We start from the raw sequence: 21,166 nt of genomic DNA, 5'->3' as shown, positions 1-21,166 counted from the left end.
CCGATCGGGGGCCGTGCACCGCGAATCGCGCCATGCGACCCCGGAAACGCGAGAAGGCCGGATCCGAAGATCCGGCCTTCTCGACAACGCGTGCGCGAGGGGGGACTTGAACCCCCACGCCCGTTAGGGCACTAGCACCTCAAGCTAGCGCGTCTGCCATTTCCGCCACCCGCGCGTTGTCATGAACCCCTGATCGCTCAGTGGCCGTAGACGACATTAGCACGGATTCCCGAGCCCCCTGACCACCCCAGCGCTGCCCCCGACCCACCCGAACGCTACGGTGGAGCGCATGGCCGAGACGACCCCGACCGACGCCCCGACGCCCGACGCGAACCCGGATGGCGCGGCCGCCGAAGCCGTCCTCGACGAGACCGCCGTCATCGCCCGCGACCTCATCCGGTTCGACACGACGAACCACGGCGAGGGCCGCTCGAACGGCGAGCGCGAGGCCGCCGAGTACGTCGAGGCGCGCCTGCGCGCCATGGGCCTCGAGACCGTGATGCACGAGTCCGCACCGCGCCGTGCGAGCGTCGTCGCACGCGTCCCCGGAGCGAACCCGGCCAAGCCGGCGCTCGTCGTGCACGGCCACCTCGACGTGGTCCCGGCCGATCCGCGCAACTGGAGCGTCGACCCGTTCGCGGGGGAGATCCGCGACGGCATGCTGTGGGGCCGCGGCGCGGTCGACATGAAGGACATGGACGCCATGATCCTGACCGCGGTCGGCGACATCCTCGCGGCGGGGAAGCTGCCCGAGCGCGAGCTCATCGTCGCGTTCTTCGCCGACGAGGAGGCCGGGGGCCTGTACGGCGCGAGCTGGCTGGTCGACGAGCATCCCGAGCTCTTCGCCGGCGCGACCGAGGCGATCAGCGAGGTCGGCGGCTACTCGATCACCGTCGGGGGCACGCGCGCCTACCTGCTCCAGACCGGCGAGAAGTCGCTCATCTGGGTGCGCCTGGTCGCGCACGGCCGGGCCGCGCACGGCTCCCGGCTCGTACGCGAGAACGCGGTCACGGCCCTCGCCCATGCGATCGCGAAGATCGGCCGCCGCGAGTGGCCCCTGCGACTCACCGGCACGACGCGCGAGCTCCTCGCCGCCATCGCCGGCGCCCTCGGCGTCGACCCCGAGCAGGTCGCTCCCGACGAGCTCGCGCTGGCGACCGGATCCGCGTCGGGATTCATCACGGCGACGCTGCGCACGACCTCGAATCCGACGCTCCTGAACGCGGGCTACAAGCACAACGTCATCCCCGACCGGGCGGAGGCGCTCGTCGACATCCGCACCCTGCCGGGCGAGGAGGACGACGTGCTCGCCGAGATCCGCGATCTCGTCGGCCCCGACATCGAGATCCAGGTCGTGCACCGCGACGTCGGCCTCGAGGCGCCGACCCGCGGACCGCTCGTCGACGCGGTCACGTCGGCGCTGCGCGTGCACGACCCCGAGGCGCAGGTGTTCCCGTACCTCCTGAGCGGGGGCACCGACAACAAGTCGCTCTCACGGCTGGGCATCGCGGGCTACGGCTTCGCGCCGCTGCGCCTGCCCGACGGGCTGGACTTCCCCTCCATGTTCCACGGCGTCGACGAGCGCGTGCCGCTCGACGCACTAGTCTTCGGTAGGCAGGTCCTGCGCGACCTGCTCCTCGCGTACTGAGTACGCGGTCCACCCGAACCCCCGACCACGACGGTCCGATGCCCTTCGCCGTGCGGAGGGCGGGAAGGCGATCCCGCGTTGCTCGAAGCCATCATCCTCGGCCTCGTGCAGGGACTCACCGAGTTCCTGCCGATCTCCTCGAGCGCGCACCTGCGCATCCTCGGCGAGTTCCTGCCCAACGCGGCCGACCCGGGTGCGGCGTTCACCGCGATCACGCAGCTCGGCACCGAGACGGCGGTGGTGGTGTTCTTCTGGCGCGACATCGTGCGGATCATCTCGCACTGGTTCCAGGCGATCCGCGGCAAGATCCCGCACAGCGACCCCGACGCGCGCATGGGCTGGCTCATCATCATCGGCTCGGTCCCGATCGTCGTGCTCGGCCTGCTGTTCCAGGACCAGATCGAGACGACGTTCCGCTCACTGTACGTGGTCGCGACGATGCTCATCGTCTTCGGCATCGTCCTCGGCCTCGCCGACTGGGCGGGGGCGAAGCGCCGCAAGCTCGACGACCTCACCTACCCGCACGGGCTCTACTTCGGCCTCGCGCAGTCGCTCGCGCTGATCCCGGGCGTCTCGCGATCCGGCGGCACCATCACGATGGGGCTCCTGCTCGGCTACGAGCGAGCGGCCGCGGCGCGGTACGCGTTCCTGCTCGCGATCCCCGCCGTGTTCGGATCGGGCTTCTTCCAGCTGTTCAAGAGCATGGGGGAGCCGGCGGTCTACGGCCCGGTCGAGACCGCCGTCGCGACCGCGGTGGCGTTCGCCGTCGCCATCCTGATCATCGCGGTCTTCATGAAGTGGATCTCACGGCACAGCTTCCTGCCCTTCGTGATCTACCGCATCGCGCTCGGCGTGACGATCTTCATCCTGCTGGGCGCGGGCGTCCTCGAGCCCTTCTGATCCGGCCGGCCAAGGGGGCGGATGGCTCAGCCCACGTCGCGCGGACGCCACGGCCCGCCGCCGGGCTGGTCGCCGCGCCTGCGCAGGTACCGCTCGAACTCCTGCGCGATCGCCTCGCCCGAGGCCTGCGGCGCGTCGACGGCGTCGCGTGCCTGCTCGAGCTGCTGGATGTATCCCGCCATCTCCTCGTCGTCGGCCGCCAGCGCGTCGACGCTCGCCTCCCACGCCTGCGCCTCGTCCTCGAGGGAACCGCGGGGGATGCTGAGGCCCGTGAGCTCCTCGACCTTGCCGAGGAGCGCGAGCACGGCCTTCGGCGACGGCGCGTTGTGCACGTAGTGCGGCACGGAGGCCCAGAGCGACACGGTCGGAATGCCGACGCGCTCGGCCTGGTCGGCGATGACGCTGAGGATGCCGACGGGCCCCTCGTAGGTCGAGCGCTCGACGCCGAGCGCGGCCCGCACCTCGGGGTTCTCGCTCGAGGCGAACACGGCGAGGGGGCGGGTGTGCGGGGCGTCGGCGAGCATGGCGCCGAGCAGCACGATGCCCTCGACGTCGGCCGAGAGCGCGGCGTCGATGAGCTCGGCCGCGAAGCCCTTCCAGGTGCGCGCGGGCTCGGCACCGAGCAGCACGTGCAGCGTGTCGGCGCCCGGACCCGTGACGATCTCGTCGTCGTCGTCGAGCGGCATCCCGCTCGGGCCGAGGATCGCCGCGCCCGGCCACGTGAGCCGTCGCACGCCGTCGGAGTCGGCCTGGATGGTCGGACGCGTGAACTGGTAGTCGAAGTACAGCTCGGGGTCGACCGCGGCGATCTCGACCAGGCCGAGCCGCTCGGACAGCAGCCTCGCGGCCCCCGTGGCGGCCTCGCCCGCGTCGTTCCACCCCTCGAAGGCCACGATGAGGAGTCGGCCGCCCTCGAATCCGGTCGGATGCTGCACTCGGTTCGCCCCGCTTCCCGAGACCGGGAACTCCGGGCTCATCTCCACAATAGGGCGTGCGGATAGAATCGCCCGTTGTGACCAAGCGCCTGCCCGCCGCCGTCCTCTGGGACATGGACGGCACCCTCGTCGACACCGAGCCGTACTGGATGCGGGCCGAGACCGAGCTCATCCGCGAGTTCGGCGGATCGTGGACCGAGGAGGACGCCCTGCAGCTCGTCGGCGCGGGGCTGTGGGATGCCGCGGCGGTCTTCCAGCGCGAGGGCGTCGACCTCCCCGCCGACGAGATCGTGGCGCGGCTCACCGAGCGCGTGCGCGAGCAGCTCGCGCAGCACGGCGTGCCGTGGCAGCCGGGCGCACAGGAACTGCTGAAGTCCGTGCGCGACGCGGGCATCCCGACCGCCCTCGTCACAATGTCGATCCGGTCGATGGCCGAGGACATCGTCGGCGCCATCCCCTTCACGGCCTTCGACGAGCTCGTCACGGGCGACGAGGTGGCGGCGCCGAAGCCGCACCCCGAGCCCTACCTCACCGCGGCCGGCCGGCTCGGCGTCGACATCGCGGACTGCGTCGCGATCGAGGACTCGCCGACCGGACTCGCCGCCGCAATGAGCGCGGGCGCGGTGTCCATCGGGGTGCCCCACATGCTCTCGCTCGACGAGGCTCCCTCGCACGTGGTCTGGCCCACCCTCGACGGTCGCTCGCTCGACGACGTCGTCGCGGTCGCGGCATCCGTCTGGGGGCGCGCATGAGCCGCGGCGAGGCGAGCGGGCCGTTCCGCACCGGCGACCGTGTGCAGCTCACCGGTCCGAAGGGCCGACTGCACACGATCACGCTCGAGCCGGGCAAGGTGTTCCACTCCCACAAGGGCCCGATCGCGCACGACGACCTGATCGGACTGCCCGACGGCTCGGTCGTCGCGAACGCCGTCGGCGTCGAGTACCTCGCGCTCCGGCCGCTCCTCAGCGACTTCGTCATGTCGATGCCGCGCGGCGCCGCGATCGTCTACCCGAAGGACGCGGCGCAGATCCTCGCGCAGGCCGACGTCTTCCCGGGTGCGACGGTCGTCGAGGCCGGCGTCGGATCCGGTGCGCTCTCGCTGTGGCTGCTGCGTGCGATCGGCCCGCAGGGTCGCCTGCTGTCGTTCGAGCGCCGCGAGGAGTTCGCCTCGGTCGCGCGGGGCAACGTCGCGACCTTCCACGGCGAAGACCCCGAGAACTGGTCCATCACCCTGGGTGACCTCGCCGAGACGCTGCCGGAACAGGCAGCCGACGCCTCCGTCGACCGCGTCGTGCTCGACATGCTCGCGCCCTGGGAGTGCATCGACGTCGTCTCGACGGCGCTCAAGCCCGGCGGAGTGCTGCTCTGCTACGTCGCGACGGCGACCCAGCTCTCCCGGGTCGCCGAGGCGATCCGGGCGACCGGTGCGTACACCGAGCCGCAGGCGAACGAGACCATGGTGCGCGGATGGCACGTGCAGGGGCTCGCGGTCCGGCCCGACCACCGCATGATCGCCCACACGGGCTTCCTGCTCACGGCGCGGCGGCTCGCGCCCGGCACCGTGCTGCCCGAGCTCAAGCGGCGGCCCTCGAAGACCGAGTTCAGCGACGAGGACGTCGAGGCGTGGACGCCCGGCGCGCTCGGCGAGCGCAACGTCAGCGACAAAGTGCTGCGCAAGCGCGCGAGGGCGGCGGATGCCGCGGCGCGCCGTTCCCGCGGCGACGACGACGATCCACACCAGACCACCGAGCCCGCCGACGCCGACTAGGCTGTCTGCCGCCCGTCCCACCCGACGAAACGAGGATCCGTGCGCGTCCCGCTCGCACTCATGGCCACCGCGACCGCCCTGGCGGTCACGCTCACCGGCTGCTCCGCCCCGGCACCCGAGCCGCAGGCGACGGCCGGTGCGTCGTCCGATCTCATCGAGGTGCGCGGCGACTTCGGCGACGCGCCCAAGGTGGACTTCCCGACGCCGGTCTCGCCCGGTACGACGCAGTGCACGACCGTTATCGAGGGCGACGGAGAGCACCTGGTCGACGGCCAGCAGGCGCTCGTCGGGCTGGCCGTGTACAACGGCACCACGGGCGACGAGATCCAGGTCGTCGGATTCGGCGAGGAGGACCCGGTCCCCGTCCTGCTCGGCAGCAACACGCTGCCCGGCCTCAGCAAGGGCCTCTCGTGCACGAGCGAGGGATCCCGGGTCGTCGTCGTCGTCCCGCCCGAGGACGGATTCGGCGAGGAGGGCAACGAGGATCTCGGCATCAGCGGCGACGACAGCCTCGTGGTGGTGTTCGACGTGCACCGCTCCTTCCTGACGCGCGCGAACGGCACACCGCAGCTCACGCGCGACGGATTCCCCGCTGTGGTCCTCGCACCCGACGGGCGTCCCGGCATCACGGTGCCCGACTCCGACCCGTTCGAGTCGACCGAGGTCGAGCTCCTCAAGAAGGGGCAGGGCGAGGAGGTCGAGTCGGGCGACCAGGTGCTCGTCCACTACACCGGCGTGAACTGGGCCGAGGGAACCGTGCTCGAAGGCGGTTCCACGTGGGAGCAGGGCGGTCCGACGGCGATCGTCGTCGGCGACGATGCGGTCGCCCAGGGGAGCCCGCCCTTCGCCGGGTCGCTCGAGGGCGTGACGGTGGGGTCCCAGGTGGGCATCGCGCTCCCGGCCGACGAGGCCGGCAACCCGGCGGCGTTCTACGTGGTCGACGTCCTCGGGGTGGTGTGACGACGAGCGGTCGCCGTGCCCCCGCGGCGCTTCAGTATGATCGCTGACGTGGCGTCATCCAAGCGCTCGGGGGAGCCGAGGATCCCGGTCGAGGACCGGCTGTTCAGCCTCGTCCTGGCACTGCTGGCCACCGAGACCGGGCTGCTGAAGTCCGAGATCCTCTCGACGGTGCGCGGATACGCCGAGCGCTACGACGCGCGCGGCGGCAACGCCAACCTCGAGCGCCAGTTCGAGCGCGACAAGGACGACATCCGCGACCTCGGCATCCCGCTCGAGACGGTGGAATCGCCCGACCGGCCCGGCGACAACCAGGCGTTGCGCTACCGGATCCCCAAGGGCGAGTACGACCTGCCGGTCGACGTGCGGTTCACGCCCGATGAGCTCGCGCTGCTCGGCCTCGCCGCCGAGGTGTGGCGCGAGGCCTCGCTGTCGGCCGACTCGCAGCGCGCGCTCACCAAGCTTCGCTCGCTCGGCATCGAACCGCGCGAACCCGTGATCGGCTACGCCCCGCGCCTGCGGGTGCGCGATGCCGCGTTCGAGCCGGTCCGCCAGGCGCTCGACAAGCGCCAGCGCGTCCGGTTCCGCTACCTCAAGCCCGGCGAGCACGAGCCGCGCCCGCGCACGGTCGAGCCCTACGCGATGGTGCTCCACGAAGGGCGCTGGCACCTGCACGGCCGAGACGTGGACGTCGCGGCAGGTCGCACGTTCCTGCTCTCGCGCATCGTGGGCGACGTCCAGGCGATCGCGGGGACGCCCTTCCCGCCGCCGCCGCCCGACATCCAGGACCGCGCACTGGCCGACCTGCAGGCGCTGCGCCTGTCGAACGCGGCCGACCTCGCGGTGCGTGCGGGATCCGACGCCGAGGTGCGGCTGGGCAAGCGCGCGGTGGCCGCCGACGAGGATGCGGGCGTCATCCGGCTGCACTACACCGACGCGGCCATCTTCGCCGACGAGTTGGCCTCGTACGGCCCCGAGGTGCGCGTGCTCGCGCCCGCGTCGCTGCGCGACGCGGTCCGCGACCGCCTCGAGGCCGTCGCTGCCGCCCACCGCTCAGGAGGCGCCGCATGAGCGGACCGTCTGCGCGGCGGCCGGCCGGCCTGCGCGCGCCCGACAAGCTCGTGTTCCTGCTCTCGCTGGTGCCGTACCTGCTCGAGCAGCGGGTCGTCGACGTCGCCGACGCCGCGACGCACTTCGGCGTCGGCGAGCAGGAGATCCGCGACGCGGTCATGCTCATCGCCACGTCCGGCCTCCCCGGAGCGACGGGCACGTACCAGCCCAACGACCTCTTCGACATCGACTGGGACTCCTTCGAGGAGGACGACGTCATCGTGATCGTGCACCACGTCGCGATCGACGACGCGCCTCGGCTCTCCGCCCGCGAGGCGGCGGCCCTCATCGCGGGGCTCCAGTACCTCTCGGCGCTGCCCGAGAACGCCGGCCGGGCCTCGCTCGCCGCGCTCACCGAGAAGCTGCGGGCCGGCGCGTCGTCGGCGCCGAGCCGGCTCGCGGTCGCCGAGGAGTCGGCCGACGAATCGCTCGCGACGGTGCGGCGTGCCGTGGCATCCGGTCACCGTCTCGACTTCGACTACCTCAACGCGCGCGGCGAGCGCCGGCGGCGCCGGGTCGATCCGCTGCGCATCGCGTCGCTCGGAGCCGACTGGTACCTGCAGGCGTACGACCACACGCGCGAGGACGTCCGCAACTTCCGCGTCGACCGCATGAGCGACCTCGAGGTGACCGACGAGCCCATCGGCGACCACTCCGGGCGCGCCATCCCCGAGACCCTGTTCCAGGCCTCGCCCGACGACCTCGAGGTGGTCGTCGACGTCGCGCCCGCCACGCTGCCGCTGCTCGGCGACTACCTCGCCGACTCGACGCAGGCCGAGGCCGGCGATCGATTGCGCGTGACGCTGCGGCTCGCGCACGTGCACGGCCTGAAGCGACTGGTCGCCGGCCTTCCGGGACTCGTCACCGTGGTCGCGCCCGAGGTCGCCCGCGCCGCCGTCGCGGAGTGGGCCGAGGCCGGACTCGCGGCCTACGCCGACGTGCCCGACGACCCCGATCCGCGCGTGACCGAAGCGTGAGATCGGCACCGCTCACGAGCAGGTAGACTGGCCGCACCATCCCGCCAGAATGGACGAGCACCTATGTTTGGAAACGCCTTCACCGGTTGGCACGCGCTGATCATCCTCTTGGTGATCCTGCTGCTGTTCGGTGCGCCGAAGCTTCCCGCGCTCGCGCGGAGCCTGGGCCAGTCGATGAAGATCCTCAAGAACGAGGTCCGCTCCGAGGACGCTGAGGCGGCCGACGGCACGGCAGCGAAGACCGAGGCTCCGGCCCAGTCGACGCCGGCTGCGGCTGCCGAGCCGACGACCACGCCGGCCGCGCCCGCCGACCAGGCCAAGCGCACGGACGCCGGCCCGAGCGCCTGACCCCGTGTCTGCCGTGAAGGATCGCGGCACCCGCAATCCCGAGAAGCGGATGTCGCTCGGGGCGCACCTGCTCGAACTGCGCAAGCGGCTGTTCATCTCCGCGATCGCGATCGTCGTCGGCATGGTCGCCGGCTGGGTGCTCACCGACCTGTTCGTGTGGCAGGCCATCCAGGAGCCGGTCAACCTCGTCGTCGAGGCGCAGCAGGGCACCGACGCAGCGAGCACCGGGATCATCTTCCCGACGATCTCGAGCGCGTTCGACCTGCGCCTGCAGATCGCGTTCACCCTCGGCATCGTGATCTCCGCGCCGGTGTGGCTCTACCAGATCTTCGCCTTCCTCGTGCCGGGGCTCAGCTCGAAGGAGCGCAAGTACACCTTCGGCTTCTTCGCGACCGCGATCCCGCTGTTCTTCGCCGGCTGCGCGGCCGGATGGTTCGTGCTGCCGAACATCGTCAAGCTCATGACGAGCTTCGTCCCGGAGGGCGCCGAGACCCTGCTCACGGCGAAGGAGTACATCGACTTCGTCCTGAAGCTCGTGGTCGCGATCGGCATCGCATTCGTGCTGCCGGTCTTCATCGTGCTGCTGAACTTCGCGGGCGTCATCAGCGCGAGCTCCATCATCAAGTCGTGGCGCATCGCGATCCTCGTGATCGTGCTGTTCACCGCGTTCGCCACGCCGTCGGCCGACGTGGTCTCGATGTTCATGCTCGCGCTCCCGATGATCGGCCTGTACTTCGCGGCGTACGGGATCGCCTTCCTGCATGATCGCCGCGTGGCCAAGCGCACGGAACTGGAGTTCGGGACGGCTGTCTAGGCTGGAGGGGTGAAGAGCCTCTCACCGGCGGAGCGATACGCCCTGTCGCGACAGCAGCAGCGACAGCCCAGGCTGCAGGAGTTCGCCGCCGGCCTCTCGTTCGACCTCGACCCGTTCCAGCGTGCGGCGTGCGCCGCGCTCGACGATGGGCGCAGTGTGCTCGTCGCGGCGCCCACGGGCGCCGGCAAGACGGTCGTCGCCGAATTCGCCGTGTACCTCGCCATGCAGGCGGGCGACGAGAAGGTCTTCTACACGACGCCGATCAAGGCCCTGTCGAACCAGAAGTACCAGGAGTTCGTCGACACCTGGGGAGCGCGCAACGTCGGCCTGCTCACGGGCGACACGAACATCAACTCCGGCGCCCGGATCGTCGTCATGACGACCGAGGTGCTGCGGAACATGCTCTACGCCGACTCGCCGCTGCTCGACCGGCTCGCGTACGTCGTGATGGACGAGGTGCACTACCTCGCCGACCGGTTCCGGGGGGCCGTGTGGGAGGAAGTGATCATCCACCTGTCCGAGGCGGTGCGACTGGTCTCGCTGAGCGCAACCGTGTCGAACGCCGAGGAGTTCGGCGACTGGCTGCAGGCGGTCCGCGGCGAGACCGACGTCATCGTCTCCGAGCAGCGTCCCGTCCCGCTCGAGCAGCACGTGCTCGTCGGTGCGAAGCTCGTCGACCTGTTCGACTCGTCGGGCCAGGCGGCGACGCACCGGGTCAACCCCGAACTGCAGCGACTCGCGCGAGCGGGAGGGCGCTCCATCCAGGGCCGATCCCAGCGCGGGCGCCGGGGCAGCGACCGCGGACGCTTCCATGGATCGGGCGGCGGACCAGGGGGCGGCCGGGCCGAACGGCCCGAGGTCGTCGAACTGCTCCGCGGCAAGCACCTGCTGCCGGCCATCGTGTTCATCTTCTCCCGGGCCGGGTGCGACCAGGCGGTCCGCCAGGTGCTGCGCAGCGGCATGCGGCTCACCGACACCGCCGAGCGCGACGAGATTCGCGCGATCGTCGAGGAGCGAGCCCGGACGCTGCGCGACGAGGACCTCGCGGTGCTCGGCTACTGGGAGTGGCTCGAGGGGCTCCAGCGCGGCGTCGCCGCCCACCACGCCGGCATGCTGCCGACGTTCAAGGAGGTCGTCGAGGACCTCTTCCAGCGCAAGCTGCTCAAGGTCGTCTTCGCGACCGAGACGCTCGCGCTCGGCGTGAACATGCCGGCGCGCTCGGTCGTCCTCGAGAAGCTCGAGAAGTTCAACGGCGAGGCGCGGGTCCCGATCACGCCGGGGGAGTACACGCAGCTCACCGGACGCGCCGGGCGACGTGGCATCGACGTCGAAGGGCACTCGGTCATCCAGTGGGTCGACGGCCTCGATCCCGAGTCGGTCGCCTCCCTCGCCTCGCGGCGGAGTTACCCGCTGAACTCCAGCTTCAGCCCCACCTACAACATGGCCGTCAACCTCGTCGACCAGTTCGGCCGCGAACGCACGCGCCAGGTGCTCGAGCTGTCATTCGCGCAGTTCCAGGCGGATCGGGCCGTGGTCGACCTCGCCCGCACCCTGCGCAAGCAGGAGGAGTCGATGACGGGGTACGAGCAGGCGATGCGGTGCCATCTCGGCGACTTCGGCGAGTACTTCTCGATCCGCCGGCGCATCGGCGGGCTCGAGCGCCAGCAGGCGAAGGGCAACCCCACGCACGCCCAGCGCGAGCGGATGCAGCGCGAGCTCGCCGCGGAACGCAAGCGCCTGCGAGCCCATCCCTGCCACGGCTGCGCAGAGCGCGAGCAGCACGCGCGGTGGGCGGAGCGCTGGTGGCGGCTGAAGAAGGACCACGACGACCTGTCCCGCCAGATCCGGACGCGCACGGGCCAGGTGGCGAAGCGGTTCGACCGGGTCGCCGAGGTCCTCGAGGAGCTCGGCTACCTCGAGTCCGACGGGCAAGGCGGGCTCACGTCCACCGCGGCAGGCCGCACGCTCAAGCGCATCTACGGCGAACGCGACCTCCTCGTCGCGGAGTCGCTGCGACGGGGCCTGTGGGATCGACTCGACGTTCCGTCGATCGCCGCGATGGCCGCCGCGCTCGTCTACGAACCGCGGCGCGACGAGCGAGGCATGCAGTTCCGGCTGCCGAAGGGACCGTTCCGCGAGGCGTTCGACCGCACGACCGACGCGTGGAGCGAGCTCGACGACGTCGAGCGCGACCACCGCCTGCCGGGCAGCGAGCAGCCCTCGCCGGCGCTCGCGTCCGCGATGCACGCGTGGGCGCGCGGCGTCGGGCTGGGCGCGATCCTCGCCGACACCGAGCTCGCGGCCGGCGACTTCGTGCGGCTCACCAAGCAGGTCATCGACCTGCTCGACCAGATCTCGATCGTGGCCGAGGCCGAGCTCGGCGCCACCGCGCGCGCCGCGATCGACGCCGTGCGCCGCGGCGTGGTGGCGTACGGGGCGGCGGCGTGAGCGCGGCTCCGCCGCGGCCCGACGGCGCGTCGCCCGTCCGCGCCCGCGTCACGGCCCGCGCCCGGCTGCCGCTGCCGCTCTGGGCGGCCCTGCTCCTCTCGGCGCTCGGCGGGTTCGTGTACGACCTCGGCTTCCCGAGTGCGAGCGTCTGGCCGCTCGCCTTCGCGGGCATCGCCATGGCGCTGCTGAGCCTGATCGGCCGGTCGTCGTGGGCGGCCTTCCACGTGGGCCTGGTGTTCGGCCTCGCGTTCTACCTCACCCACGTGTCGTGGACGTCGCTGTACCTGGGCCCCATCCCGTGGCTCGCGCTCTCGATCCTCGAGTCGCTCTTCGTCGCCGGAGGCGCGGTGCTCATCGCGCTCGCGTACCGATGGATGCCGCGCGCCACCGATTCCCGCTGGGCGCGACTCGTACTGCTGCCGCTCCTGGTCGCCGGGCTGTGGGTGCTGCGCGAGACCGCGTCGGGCACGCTGCCGTACACCGGCTTCCCGTGGGGTCGCGCCGCACTGAGCCAGTCCGAGAGCCCCTTCGCCGACGTGGTGTCGTGGGTCGGCTTCTCGGGTCTCGGCTTCGTCATGGTGGCGATCGTCGCGGGGATCATCGAGTGGGTGCGGCTTCGCGGATGGCGCGACCTGCGGACGGGCATCCCGATCGCTGCGCTCCTCGTGGTGGCGATCGTCGTACCGGCCTGGCAGACGAGCCCGACCGGAGAATTCCGGGTGGCGAGCGTGCAGGGCAACGGCCCGTCCGGATACTTCGACGAGCGGTCGCAGGGTGACGTGCTCGCCGCGCAGCTCGATGCGACCGAACCGATCCTCGACGAACCGGGCGTCGACGTGCTGCTCTGGCCCGAGGGCGGATCCGACATCGACCCGACGCGCAGCGCCGACGCCGCCCGGGTCTTCGACGACCTGAGCGAGCGGCTCGACGCCCCCGTGGTCCTCAACACGGTGACCGTCGACGAGGAGGCGGACGAGGAGCGCTTCTACAACACCTCCCTCCTGTGGAAGGCGGGCGAGGGGGCGGTCGACCGGTACTCGAAGCGCTACCCAGTGCCGTTCGGCGAGTACATCCCCGACCGGTGGTTCTACGACGCCCTCGTGCCCGAGCTGACCGGCCTCGTCCAGCGCGGCTACTCGCCCGGAACCGAGCCGCCGGTCTTCGACATCGACGGCACCATGGCCGGACTGGCCATCTGCTTCGACGTCATCTACGACGGCGTGATCTGGGAGGGTGCCCGCGACGGCGCGGAGGTCTACCTCCTGCAGACGAACAACGCCGATTTCCGCGGTACCGACGAGAACGAGCAGCAACTGGCCATCGCACGGCTCCGTGCGATCGAGACCGGGCGCTCGGTGGTGAACATCTCGACCGTCGGCACGAGCCAGGTCATCGACCCGTCGGGTCGGACGATCGATTCGCTTCCCGCATACGAGGCAGGGGCCATGGTCACCGACGTGGAGCTGCGGACGGGCATCACGCCCTCCGTCGCGCTCGGCGGGATCATCCCGACGCTGATCGGAATCGGCGCCATCGCCGGACTCATCGCGGCCGGAGTCCGCGCCGGCATGCGGAACGCCCCGCGTCGGAACGGGTCCGAGCGGGGCGTCGACGGGGGAACGGCGGTCTAGGCGCCGATCTTCTGCTGGCCGCGGCGGGCCCGCAGGTAGTTCAGTCGCTCCTGGAGGATCTCCTCGAGCTCCGCGCGGGTACGACGCTCGAGCAGCATGTCCCAGTGGGTGCGGGCGACCTTCTCGCCCGAGCGGTCGATCTCGACGGGCTTCGAGTCGACGAGGAGGACTGCCGAGCTGCCGCAGTGACGGCACTCCCACGTCTCGGGGATCTCAGCCTCGGTCGAGAACACCATGTTGGTGTCGCGACCGCAGGTCTCGCACTGGTACGTGTACTCCGCGCGCTCCGCGAAGACGACGCCATCCTCGCTCTGCAGGCTCTGCGCGCCGATTCGCATGCCCCGAAGGCTCCGGTCCGCCATGGCGTACTCCTCTCGCTCGTCATCAGGTATAAACGATCAAGCTGGGCATCTTCTTTCCGCGGGCTGGGCTTTTGCAGGAGAACTCTCAGCTTTGCGAGACGATCCGCAGCGCGAGGTCGGCGCGGTCGGTGACGAGCCCGTCGACGCCGAGGGCGAGCAGGCGCCGCATGTCGGCCTCGTCGTTCACCGTCCACACGTGGACCTCGACGCCGGCCGCGTGCGCGGCGGCGAGCAGGGCGGGCGAGAGCAGCACCACGCGCCCCACGCGTTCGGGGATCTGCAACGCGCCGAGCCCGGCGGTCGCGCGGCGCATGAGGGCCGCATTGCGAGTGACGGATGCCGCGCGCGCCCGCAGCACGGATGCCCGACCGGCCGACGTGGCCGCCTGGGGGAGGGCGGCCACGAGGCGTCGACGACGTGCATCGGCGAACGAGGTGAGCAGTACGCGGTCGGCCGCGTCCGCGCGACGGATCGCCTCGATCGCGGCCGGCACCGCGGCATCCGTCTTGACGTCGATGTTCAGGCGGGCTTCGGGGAACGCGTGCAGCAGCTCGTCGAGCGTGCCGAACCCGTGGCCGCCGCCCAGGTCGACGCGGCGGAGCTGGTCGACCGTGAGGCTCGCGAGCGGTTCGGGGCGGGCGGCCACGCGCCTCAGGGTCGGGTCGTGCGCGAGCACGGCGGCGCCGTCGGCGCTCACGTGGACATCGGTCTCGAGGTAGGTCGCGCCGACGCGGACCGCCCGCTCGAACGCGGCGAGCGTGTTCTCGGGCACGTCGATCGCCAGCCCGCGGTGCGCGAGCACACGTGGCCTGGGCGGCTCGAACCAGCGCGAGGTCACCGGCGGGTGGAGGTCAGGCGAGCCCGCCAGGCCGGGAGACGCCGCTTCCGGCGCCGCCGGCGGCCTCGCCGTTCGGCGTGAAGGCGCGACCGATGCCCTTGAGCGCCTCGGTCAGCTCGCTCGGGACGATCCAGAGCTTGTTCGCCGCACCTTCGGCGAGCTGCGGCAGCATCTGCAGGTACTGGTAGCCGAGCAGCTTGGGGTCGGGGTCGCCCTTGTGGATGGCGTCGAAGACCGTGAGGATCGCCTCGGCCTCGCCCTGGGCGCGCAGCACCGCGGCCTTCGCGTCGCCCTCGGCCTTGAGGATCGCCGCCTGCCGCTCACCCTCGGCCGTGAGGATCGCGGACTGCTTCGTGCCCTCGGCGGTGAGGATGAGCGCGCGGCGGTCCCGCTCGGCGCGCATCTGCTTCTCCATCGAGTCCTGGATCGACAGGGGAGGGTCGATCGCCTTGAGCTCGACGCGCGACACGCGGATGCCCCACTTGCCGGTCGCCTCGTCGAGCACCACGCGGAGCTGGCCGTTGATGTTGTCGCGCGAGGTCAGCGCCTCCTCGAGGTTCAGGCCGCCGACCACGTTGCGCAGCGTGGTGGTCGTCAGCTGCTCGACCGCGCCGAGGTAGTTCGCGATCTCGTACGTCGCGGCCCGCGCGTCGGTCACCTGGAAGTAGACGACGGTGTCGATCGACACCACGAGGTTGTCCTCGGTGATCACCGGCTGCGGCGGGAAGGAGACGACCTGCTCGCGCATGTCGACGAGCGGCCGCAGCCGGTCGATGAAGGGCACGAGGATGTTCAAGCCGGGCGTCAGCGTCTTGTGGTAGCGGCCCAGGCGCTCGACGATGCCGGCATACGCCTGGGGAATGATGCGGATCGACCTCGCGATGACGACGATCGCGAAGATCGTGATCGCCGCGACGGCGATCACGGTGATGATGGGTCCGACGTCGTTCACGCCTCTGAGCTCCTCTCCACCGGGACGACGACCGCCGTCGCCCCGTCGATGCCGGTCACGAGCACGCGCTCGCCGACCGCGACATCCGCCTGCTCGGTGATCGGCGACAGCCGCGCCGTCCACACGTCGCCGTTCTGCAGCTTGACCTGGCCGCCGGAGGCGGTCACGGTGCGCAGCACCGCCCCGTCGGCTCCGATGAGCGCGTCGATGTTGCTGCGTGCCGGGTCGGCGCCACGCCGGAGCCGGCGAAGCAGCGGAGGCCGCAGGACGAGGATGAGCGCGACCGACACGACGGCCGCGATGATGAACTGCGCCCACCACGGGATGCCCGCCAGACCGGAGAGCAGGCCCGCCACGCTGCCGAGCGCGAGCATGAGGAACGTCATCTCGAGGGTGAACACCTCGACGGTCGCGAACACGAGGATCAGCACGACCCAGGCGATCCACGCGTACTGCGTCAGCACATCCAATTCGACTCCTTCGGGGCCCGTCACGAACCTAGCAGCGGAGGGCCCGCCAGTGGGGGAGTTGGTAGTCTCGGTGCGGCGCGCCGGAGCGCGCCCCCGCGACATCCGCACCACTGAGGAGCCCAACGTGACCAACCCGCTCGCACCCGGATCGCTCGACGGTCGCGTCGCCCTCGTCACGGGGTCGTCCCGCGGCATCGGCGCCGACACCGCCCGCTACCTCGCCGAGGCAGGGGCCGCCGTCGTGATCAACTACCGCAGCAAGGCGCCGCGCGCCGAGAAGATCGCCGGCGAGATCACCGCCGGGGGCGGTCGTGCGATCGCCGTCGGCGCCGACCTGACCGACGCCGCCTCCGTGCAGGCCATGTTCGAGCACGCCGTCGCCGAGCTCGGGCCGATCGACGTGCTCGTGCTCAACGCGTCCGGTGGCATGGAGACGGGCATGGGCGAGGACTACGCCATGCGCCTCAACCGCGACGCCCAGGTCAACGTCGTCGACAACGCGCTGCCCCACCTCGCGGATGGCGCGCGCATCGTGTTCGTGACCAGCCACCAGGCGCACTTCATCCGCACCACCCCGACCATGCCCGAGTACGAGCCGGTCGCCCTCTCCAAGCGCGCGGGCGAAGACGCCCTCCGGGCGAAGCTGCCCGAGTTCGACGCGAAGGGCGTCGAGTTCGTCGTCGTCTCGGGCGACATGATCGAGGGGACCATCACGGCGACGCTGCTCGAGCGCGCGAACCCCGGCGCGATCGCCGCGCGCAAGGAGGACGCGGGGCGACTGTACGACGTAGCCGAGTTCGCCGCCGAGGTGGCCTCCGCCGCCGTCGAGCCGATCCCTGCCGACCACACGCGCTACGTCGGCGACACCTCGGGATTCACGCCCGAGTAGGAGCAGAGCCTGCGTAGGAGTAGCGCCTGCACGCAGCGAACGGGGCCGGTCGGAATCATCCGCCGGCCCCGTTCGCGTGGAGTGACGGTTCAGCTCGACAGCTGCATGCCGCGCGCGAAGGTGAACGCGCGCACGATCTGCACGATCCCGAGGACGATGAGCGCGATGCCGACGATCCAGAACAGGATCGCGACACCCCAGAGTGGCGAGAAGAGCAGCACGATGCCCGCGAGGATGCTGAGGATGCCGAAGAAGATGCTCCAGCCCCTCGACGACGAGCTCCCGGACTGGGCCAGCGCGACCGCGCCCTCGATGATCCAGAGGATGCCGATGAGCACGCCGAGGAAGATGCCGATCACCATGGCGCTGTCGCTCGGGCTGGTGAGCATCAGCACGCCGCCGACCACGAACAGGATGCCGAGGATGATGTCCAGTGCCCTGGCGCCGCCGGAGATGCCCCTCGAGAAGATGCCGAGGCCGACGTAGGCGAGCCCGGCGATCACGAAGTAGATGCCGAGCATCACGGTGAGGAAGATCGCCGCCTTGTCCGGCCAGAACGTGATGAAGATGCCCGCGAGGAGCGCGAGCACGCCCGTCACGCCGAGCGCGACGCGGATCGTGTTGACCGCCGACTTGGTCAGCTCGGCGGAATCGAATGAGAACGCGGCGAAGGTACTGCTGGATTGGGGGGAGGACATTCCGACGACTCCTTCCGGCGCGCGCTCCGCGCGCTCGCGATCAGGGTATTCCCCGCGGGGTGGAGGGGCGGGGAGCCTTTCGTCCCGTGGAGAGCGTGTCGTCGGGCGTCGCCTTCCCGCCGCGGGCCGCGCCTCGATCCCCGGGACGCATCGTGCGCTCCGCGTCAAGCCCGCCGGCGGCGACCACCGGATGCACGGGCGTGCGCCAGACTGGGACGTCCGATTCGAGCAGGGGAGCCGCGTGGGTGGACTGAGGCACAGGATGCAGGAGATCGCGGAGCAGCGCTTCGGCTGGACCGCGCTGAAGCCCGGGCAGGCCGAGGCGATCGAGACGGTCGTCGCGGGGCGTGACGTGCTGGTCGTGATGCCCACGGGGTACGGCAAGTCCGCGGTGTACCAGATCGCGGCCCACCTACTCGACGGCCCCACGCTCGTGATCTCGCCGCTCATCGCACTGCAGGCCGACCAGGTCCGACACCTCGAGCGGGCATCCGGCGAGGGTGCGGCCGTCGCGGTCAACTCGTCGCACAGCGACCGCGCGAACGAACGCGCGTGGGAGGCCGTCGCGTCGGGCGAGGCCGAGTTCGTCTTCCTCGCCCCGGAGCAGCTCGCGAAGCCGGAGGTGGTCGACGAACTCGCCGCGCTCGGCGTCTCGCTGGTGGTCGTCGACGAGGCCCACTGCGTCTCGTCGTGGGGTCACGACTTCCGCCCCGACTACCTGCGGCTCGGTGCGGCCATCGAGGCGCTCGGTCGCCCGCGGGTCGTCGCGCTCACCGCGACCGGGTCCGCGCCGGTGCGTGAGGAGATCGTCGAACGGCTCGGTCTCCGCGAGCCGCGCGTCCTCGTCGGCGGCTTCGACCGGCCGAACATCCACCTCGGCGTGTCTCGTCACGAGGACGATGCGGCGAAGGAGCGCGCGATCATCGAGACCGCGCTCGAGGTGGCGCGGCCGGCGCTCGTGTACGTCGCGACCCGAGCGGACACGGAGCGGTTCGCGGAGCGGTTCCGCGAGGAGGGGCTCCGCGCCGCCTTCTACCACGGCGGCATGCCCGCCCGAGCGCGACGCGAGGTCCACGAGGGGTTCCTGGCCGACGAGTTCGATCTCGTGGTCGCGACGAGCGCGTTCGGCCTGGGCGTCGACAAGCCGAACGTGCGCGCGATCGTGCACGGCGACGTCACCGAGTCGATCGACGCGTACTACCAGGAGGTCGGCCGGGGCGGTCGCGACGGTGAGCCGGCCGATGCGACCCTGCACTACCGGCCCGAGGATCTCGGCCTGCGCGCGTTCTTCGCGTCCGGCCGGCCGCGCGAGGACCGCGTCCGCGCGGTCGCCGGGGCGCTGTCGGCCACCGATGCGCCGCGCTCGGGCCGCGAGGTCGCCGAGGCGCTCGGCCTGCCGACTCGGGCGGTCACCGCCATCCTGAACATCCTGGTCGAGGCGGATGCCGCGACCGCCGTCGAGGGCGGGGTCATCGTCCACGGCGAGCTCCCTGGCGAGACGGCGCTCGCGCTCGTCGACGAGGTCGCCGAACGACGCCGACGCATCGACGAGTCGCGGCTCGCGATGATCCGCGGCTACGCCGAGACCACCCGGTGCCGGCGTGCGTACCTGCTCGAGTACTTCGGGGACGCGGTCGACTCGCCGTGCGGCAACTGCGACACGTGCGACGACGGGTCGGCCTCCGGGTCCGACGAGGGTGGCGCCGAGGGGGAGTACCGCCTCGACCAGGCGGTCCGCCATCGCGAGTGGGGCGACGGACGCGTGATGAGCATCGAACCCGACCGGATCACGGTGTTCTTCGACGAGGAGGGCTATCGGGTGCTGTCGCTCGCGGCCGTGCGTGACGGTGGGCTGCTGACCGCGTCGTGACTGACGGGTCGGCGCCGCTCGATGGCGCGTGCGCCGCTTCTCCGTGAAGTTGCCGCCCCGGGGAAGATCACGAGAGCGTCGGGGGTCCTATGTCGCTCGCCAGACGGGCGGGACGCGCATCAGCTCGGCGTCCGATGCGGCGAATTCCGCATGATGCCTTCGCGCTCGAGGTAGGAGCAGGTCGCGTGGTACGCCCCGTCGATGCGTCGGCGGATGGCGTCCGGCGTCAGGTTGCGAGCGATGCGGTTCTCGCGCTCAGTCGTGGTCCCGGTCGGCAGCACATGCAGGCGGACCCCCGGAGGCAGCGACGCCGAGTCGCGCGCGAAGCGGTGCCGCCGGGAGATCTCGAAGGCGACGCGCGCGTTGTCGAGCTGGTGGCGTGGTGCGGTGAGCGGGAACTCGATGCGACCGACCTGAAGCACGTGGATCTCGGTGGCGCCGGCCGCGGCCGCCTCGCTGATCGGGATGGAGTTCACGATCCCGCCGTCGAGGAAGTGCTCGCCGTCGATCTCGACCGCCGGGAAGACGCCCGGCAGCGCCGACGAGGCCAGCACCGCGGGGATCAGCGGGCCCTCGCGGAACCAGTGCTCGGCCGCTCGCTCGATGCTCGCGGCGCAGCAGCGGAACTCGACCTCGAGGTCGGCGAACGTGCGCGCCTCGGGCAGGCCGGTCTTCAGCAGCCGGACCAGCGGACCGGTCGACATGACGTGCGTCCGCCCGGGGCGGAAACCCATCCCGCTGGTCAGCACCCTGGCGTCGCGCGAGGTCCAGGCACGTTCCAGCCGGGCCACGCTGAGGTCGACCCCGGAGGCGATGATGGCGCCGTTGATCGCGCCGATCGACGTGCCCACGATGAGATCGGGGCGGACGGCGCGCTCGAGCAGCGAACGGAGCATGCCGATCTGCACGGCGCCCAGCACGCCGCCCCCGCCGAGCACGAACGCCACCCTCGCCGAGCCCATGGCGCCATTGTCGCACCGGGTGCTCGCACTTCACGTGACGTTCGGCCCGGTACGCAGTCGACGTGGCGTCGGCCGCTGGACATCGCGGGGGAGAGGTGGCACGATCACGCAGGTGAGCAGCAGTCCCGACTCGCACGCGCCGCAGCTCGACGACCTCGTCCGCCTGCGGCGGGTCCGCGATCGGATCGACCGGGAGTACGCGCAGCCGCTCGATGTCGCGGCGCTCGCGCGTGGCGCGAACATGTCAGCCGGCCACCTCAGTCGGCAGTTCCGGCTGGCATACGGCGAGTCGCCGTACTCGTACCTCATGACCCGCCGCATCGAGCGCGCGATGGCCCTGCTGCAGCGCGGGGACTTGAGCGTGACGGACGTGTGCTTCGCGGTCGGCTGCTCGTCGCTCGGCACCTTCAGCACGCGGTTCACCGAGCTGGTCGGCGTGCCGCCGAGCGTCTACCAGCGTGAGGCACGCCACCCGACCGAAGGCATGCCGTCGGTCGTGGCGGGTGTGCCCTCCGTCCTCGCCAAGCGCGTCGCTCGACCGGTCAGGAATCGAGAAGCGACAGCCGGGAGGCGCCGATAGCGTGACGGG

Annotated in this window: 21 protein-coding genes and 1 tRNA gene; 14 read left to right on the top strand and 8 right to left on the bottom strand. The window is 71.3% G+C overall.

All coding sequences use genetic code 11. The features are described 5' to 3' along the window. Positions 1 to 91: 91 nt before the first annotated feature. Positions 92 to 175 (bottom strand) — tRNA-Leu (locus tag ACFQ58_RS08340). Between the two features lie 114 nt (positions 176 to 289). Here ACFQ58_RS08340 and ACFQ58_RS08335 point away from each other — a divergent pair. Both ACFQ58_RS08335 and ACFQ58_RS08330 read left to right on the top strand, forming a co-directional pair. After that, entirely contained in the window at positions 290 to 1,648 is a 1,359-nt protein-coding gene (locus ACFQ58_RS08335; protein ID WP_376950608.1) for a M20/M25/M40 family metallo-hydrolase, read from the top strand. Positions 1,649 to 1,726: 78 nt separating this feature from the next. Next, complete coding sequence (locus ACFQ58_RS08330; protein ID WP_376950607.1) at positions 1,727 to 2,548, top strand: undecaprenyl-diphosphate phosphatase; 822 nt, start codon at positions 1,727 to 1,729, stop codon at positions 2,546 to 2,548. A 26-nt stretch (positions 2,549 to 2,574) separates the two neighbouring features. Here the strand turns inward: ACFQ58_RS08330 and ACFQ58_RS08325 are convergent, their stop codons facing one another. Further along, on the bottom strand, positions 2,575 to 3,525 hold the full coding sequence (locus ACFQ58_RS08325) for a PAC2 family protein (RefSeq protein ID WP_376950606.1): 951 nt from the start codon (positions 3,523 to 3,525) through the stop codon (positions 2,575 to 2,577). Positions 3,526 to 3,560: 35 nt separating this feature from the next. Here ACFQ58_RS08325 and ACFQ58_RS08320 point away from each other — a divergent pair, with 35 nt between their 5' ends. The 9 genes from ACFQ58_RS08320 to lnt all read left to right on the top strand — a co-directional run bounded on the left by ACFQ58_RS08320 (position 3,561) and on the right by lnt (position 13,536). After that, positions 3,561 to 4,235: an HAD family hydrolase gene (locus ACFQ58_RS08320; RefSeq protein ID WP_376950605.1), complete on the top strand. Its 675-nt coding sequence runs from the start codon at positions 3,561 to 3,563 to the stop codon at positions 4,233 to 4,235. Continuing rightward, complete coding sequence (locus ACFQ58_RS08315; RefSeq protein WP_376950604.1) at positions 4,232 to 5,251, top strand: tRNA (adenine-N1)-methyltransferase; 1,020 nt, start codon at positions 4,232 to 4,234, stop codon at positions 5,249 to 5,251. Before ACFQ58_RS08320 ends, ACFQ58_RS08315 begins: the two co-directional genes overlap by 4 nt. A 39-nt stretch (positions 5,252 to 5,290) precedes the next feature. Further along, on the top strand, positions 5,291 to 6,211 hold the full coding sequence (locus ACFQ58_RS08310) for an FKBP-type peptidyl-prolyl cis-trans isomerase (RefSeq protein ID WP_376950603.1): 921 nt from the start codon (positions 5,291 to 5,293) through the stop codon (positions 6,209 to 6,211). A 48-nt stretch (positions 6,212 to 6,259) separates the two neighbouring features. Further along, the gene (locus ACFQ58_RS08305; RefSeq protein WP_376950602.1) at positions 6,260 to 7,279 is read left to right on the top strand and encodes a helix-turn-helix transcriptional regulator; all 1,020 of its coding nucleotides are present in this window, start codon (positions 6,260 to 6,262) and stop codon (positions 7,277 to 7,279) included. Beyond that, positions 7,276 to 8,295 (top strand): helix-turn-helix transcriptional regulator, encoded by a 1,020-nt coding sequence (locus ACFQ58_RS08300; RefSeq protein WP_376950601.1) that lies wholly within the window; start codon positions 7,276 to 7,278, stop codon positions 8,293 to 8,295. The genes ACFQ58_RS08305 and ACFQ58_RS08300 overlap by 4 nt, the downstream gene beginning before the upstream one ends. 63 nt (positions 8,296 to 8,358) lie before the next feature. Further along, positions 8,359 to 8,643 (top strand): twin-arginine translocase TatA/TatE family subunit, encoded by a 285-nt coding sequence (tatA, locus tag ACFQ58_RS08295; RefSeq protein WP_376950600.1) that lies wholly within the window; start codon positions 8,359 to 8,361, stop codon positions 8,641 to 8,643. 49 nt (positions 8,644 to 8,692) lie between these two features. Next, positions 8,693 to 9,457, top strand: coding sequence for a twin-arginine translocase subunit TatC (tatC, locus tag ACFQ58_RS08290; protein WP_376951110.1), 765 nt, complete (start codon positions 8,693 to 8,695; stop codon positions 9,455 to 9,457). 9 nt (positions 9,458 to 9,466) lie between these two features. Continuing rightward, positions 9,467 to 11,905 carry a DEAD/DEAH box helicase gene (locus ACFQ58_RS08285; RefSeq protein WP_376950599.1) on the top strand — a complete coding sequence of 813 codons (2,439 nt, stop codon included), beginning with the start codon at positions 9,467 to 9,469 and terminating at the stop codon, positions 11,903 to 11,905. Then, positions 11,902 to 13,536 carry an apolipoprotein N-acyltransferase gene (gene lnt / locus ACFQ58_RS08280; RefSeq protein ID WP_376950598.1) on the top strand — a complete coding sequence of 545 codons (1,635 nt, stop codon included), beginning with the start codon at positions 11,902 to 11,904 and terminating at the stop codon, positions 13,534 to 13,536. The genes ACFQ58_RS08285 and lnt overlap by 4 nt, the downstream gene beginning before the upstream one ends. On the opposite strand, the gene ACFQ58_RS08275 is transcribed toward lnt, so the two are convergent. The 4 genes from ACFQ58_RS08275 to ACFQ58_RS08260 all read right to left on the bottom strand — a co-directional run bounded on the left by ACFQ58_RS08275 (position 13,533) and on the right by ACFQ58_RS08260 (position 16,152). Continuing rightward, positions 13,533 to 13,898 (bottom strand): RNA polymerase-binding protein RbpA, encoded by a 366-nt coding sequence (locus tag ACFQ58_RS08275; protein ID WP_376950597.1) that lies wholly within the window; start codon positions 13,896 to 13,898, stop codon positions 13,533 to 13,535. The genes lnt and ACFQ58_RS08275 overlap by 4 nt on opposite strands. 85 nt (positions 13,899 to 13,983) lie before the next feature. Continuing rightward, the gene (locus ACFQ58_RS08270) at positions 13,984 to 14,736 is read right to left on the bottom strand and encodes a glycerophosphodiester phosphodiesterase family protein (RefSeq protein WP_376950596.1); all 753 of its coding nucleotides are present in this window, start codon (positions 14,734 to 14,736) and stop codon (positions 13,984 to 13,986) included. Positions 14,737 to 14,749: 13 nt separating this feature from the next. After that, on the bottom strand, positions 14,750 to 15,688 hold the full coding sequence (locus ACFQ58_RS08265; protein ID WP_376950595.1) for an SPFH domain-containing protein: 939 nt from the start codon (positions 15,686 to 15,688) through the stop codon (positions 14,750 to 14,752). Further along, positions 15,685 to 16,152: an NfeD family protein gene (locus ACFQ58_RS08260; RefSeq protein ID WP_376951109.1), complete on the bottom strand. Its 468-nt coding sequence runs from the start codon at positions 16,150 to 16,152 to the stop codon at positions 15,685 to 15,687. The genes ACFQ58_RS08265 and ACFQ58_RS08260 overlap by 4 nt, the downstream gene beginning before the upstream one ends. A gap of 130 nt (positions 16,153 to 16,282) precedes the next feature. Between ACFQ58_RS08260 and ACFQ58_RS08255 the strand changes: the two genes are divergently transcribed. Then, positions 16,283 to 17,047 carry an SDR family oxidoreductase gene (locus ACFQ58_RS08255; RefSeq protein WP_376950594.1) on the top strand — a complete coding sequence of 255 codons (765 nt, stop codon included), beginning with the start codon at positions 16,283 to 16,285 and terminating at the stop codon, positions 17,045 to 17,047. 89 nt (positions 17,048 to 17,136) lie between these two features. Here the strand turns inward: ACFQ58_RS08255 and ACFQ58_RS08250 are convergent, their stop codons facing one another. Then, a complete protein-coding gene (locus tag ACFQ58_RS08250; protein WP_376950593.1) occupies positions 17,137 to 17,745 on the bottom strand; it encodes an HdeD family acid-resistance protein in 609 nt (202 codons plus the stop codon). Between the two features lie 262 nt (positions 17,746 to 18,007). Here ACFQ58_RS08250 and ACFQ58_RS08245 point away from each other — a divergent pair, with 262 nt between their 5' ends. Then, positions 18,008 to 19,615 (top strand): RecQ family ATP-dependent DNA helicase, encoded by a 1,608-nt coding sequence (locus ACFQ58_RS08245; RefSeq protein ID WP_376950592.1) that lies wholly within the window; start codon positions 18,008 to 18,010, stop codon positions 19,613 to 19,615. Between the two features lie 119 nt (positions 19,616 to 19,734). Here ACFQ58_RS08245 and ACFQ58_RS08240 read toward each other — a convergent pair whose 3' ends face one another. Continuing rightward, the gene (locus ACFQ58_RS08240) at positions 19,735 to 20,577 is read right to left on the bottom strand and encodes a patatin-like phospholipase family protein (protein ID WP_376950591.1); all 843 of its coding nucleotides are present in this window, start codon (positions 20,575 to 20,577) and stop codon (positions 19,735 to 19,737) included. Between the two features lie 112 nt (positions 20,578 to 20,689). Here ACFQ58_RS08240 and ACFQ58_RS08235 point away from each other — a divergent pair, with 112 nt between their 5' ends. Then, positions 20,690 to 21,157, top strand: a complete 468-nt coding sequence (locus ACFQ58_RS08235) for a helix-turn-helix transcriptional regulator (protein WP_376950590.1) — start codon at positions 20,690 to 20,692, stop codon at positions 21,155 to 21,157. Positions 21,158 to 21,166: the final 9 nt, after the last annotated feature.

It is taken from the genome of Agromyces sp. NPDC056523 (assembly GCF_042794545.1).
Lineage (GTDB): Bacteria > Actinomycetota > Actinomycetes > Actinomycetales > Microbacteriaceae > Agromyces.
Note: the sequence above shows the minus strand (reverse complement) of the source record. Positions and strands in the feature narration are given on the sequence as shown.

What these genes read in the sequence shown, in the direction of transcription:
- ACFQ58_RS08335 (WP_376950608.1), top strand. Translation starts at nt 290, where the DNA reads ATGGCCGAGACGACCCCGACCGACGCCCCGACGCCCGACGCGAACCCG.
- ACFQ58_RS08325 (WP_376950606.1), bottom strand. Translation starts at nt 3,525, where the DNA reads ATGAGCCCGGAGTTCCCGGTCTCGGGAAGCGGGGCGAACCGAGTGCAG.
- ACFQ58_RS08315 (WP_376950604.1), top strand. Translation starts at nt 4,232, where the DNA reads ATGAGCCGCGGCGAGGCGAGCGGGCCGTTCCGCACCGGCGACCGTGTG.
- ACFQ58_RS08300 (WP_376950601.1), top strand. Translation starts at nt 7,276, where the DNA reads ATGAGCGGACCGTCTGCGCGGCGGCCGGCCGGCCTGCGCGCGCCCGAC.
- tatA (WP_376950600.1), top strand. Translation starts at nt 8,359, where the DNA reads ATGTTTGGAAACGCCTTCACCGGTTGGCACGCGCTGATCATCCTCTTG.
- tatC (WP_376951110.1), top strand. Translation starts at nt 8,693, where the DNA reads ATGTCGCTCGGGGCGCACCTGCTCGAACTGCGCAAGCGGCTGTTCATC.
- ACFQ58_RS08275 (WP_376950597.1), bottom strand. Translation starts at nt 13,898, where the DNA reads ATGGCGGACCGGAGCCTTCGGGGCATGCGAATCGGCGCGCAGAGCCTG.
- ACFQ58_RS08250 (WP_376950593.1), bottom strand. Translation starts at nt 17,745, where the DNA reads ATGTCCTCCCCCCAATCCAGCAGTACCTTCGCCGCGTTCTCATTCGAT.
- ACFQ58_RS08245 (WP_376950592.1), top strand. Translation starts at nt 18,008, where the DNA reads ATGCAGGAGATCGCGGAGCAGCGCTTCGGCTGGACCGCGCTGAAGCCC.
- ACFQ58_RS08240 (WP_376950591.1), bottom strand. Translation starts at nt 20,577, where the DNA reads ATGGGCTCGGCGAGGGTGGCGTTCGTGCTCGGCGGGGGCGGCGTGCTG.